The organism is Pseudoalteromonas sp. Z1A2, assembly GCF_011378755.1.
Lineage (GTDB): Bacteria > Pseudomonadota > Gammaproteobacteria > Enterobacterales > Alteromonadaceae > Pseudoalteromonas > Pseudoalteromonas distincta.
Genome location: NZ_WTKX01000079.1, coordinates 1 through 989 on the forward strand (window position 1 = coordinate 1; position 989 = coordinate 989).

The window sequence follows — 989 nt, forward strand, 5'->3', positions numbered from 1 at the left end:
TTGTGCTTGTTCCTGAGTTTCTGCTAGGCCATTTTTTTCTATATCGTTCAGTAACCACTGCATCTCTTTAATCTCACGACGCTGTGCTTCAATTATATTTGTTGCAAGCTCTTGGACGCGCTTGTCTTTGATATTAGCTCTATCACTAGTCAGTATAGCGATTGAATGATGCGGTATCATGGCTGACATCCAAGACTGATCGTTGACCGTTATTTGCGAACGTACTAAAAATAATGCGCCTACAAAGCTAATAATGCTGATCCCTAAAACTACGCTGTTTTTCTTTTTATCCTTATACATATTTAGCATAAACAACAGCATAACTACCGCCATTGCAGCCCCCATATAAATAGCCATATAGGTACGCGTTTCACTAAAAAACACATGGCTTAGCTGATAACTATTCAAATACATTAGTACAAACATGACTAATGTTGATGTGGCTATCATTAAGAAAAATTTTAAATACTGTGACATTACAATGGCTCCTTTTCAGTTGTTCAACTTGTATTTTATTTATACTAAGGGGTATTACTTACAATTTATAAGGCGTAAGCCCACTATATATTTAATCATCGCATTAATACTTACGGCTAATTCAATAACTATGCCATAAGAGTTAAAACTGCACTGCGTATTTGCTGATATGCTTATAAGTATGTTGCTGTGAATCTTGAGTAAGTACTTCAATATTATATTTATGAAAACGATTGCCCATCTCCATACCTGGCGTGCCAACAGGCATTGCCGGAACTGTCAGCCCGATCGTTTTCTGAGGGTGTTGTTCAGCTAAAAACTGCTTTATATATTTAGCTGGCACGTGCCCTTCAAAAACATACCCATCGGCTGAAACAGCGCTATGGCATGAGCGCATATTTGGCTTTATTTGATATTGAGCTTTAATTAGCCCCATATCAGCAACATCTATTGCTTTTGTTTTAATGCCACTTTCATTAATATGCTCAATCCATTTTTTACAGCACCCACAG

At 37.1% G+C, this 989-nt stretch carries 2 protein-coding genes; both read right to left on the bottom strand.

Going from position 1 to position 989, the window contains the following annotated elements; translation table 11 throughout:
- Window positions 1-477: DUF305 domain-containing protein (locus GQR47_RS20245; protein WP_165724414.1), on the bottom strand; the 477-nt coding region annotated here is incomplete at its 3' end.
- Between the two features lie 142 nt (window positions 478-619).
- A partial coding sequence (locus GQR47_RS20250) for a DUF411 domain-containing protein (RefSeq protein WP_165724415.1) occupies window positions 620-989 on the bottom strand: 370 nt, incomplete at its 5' end.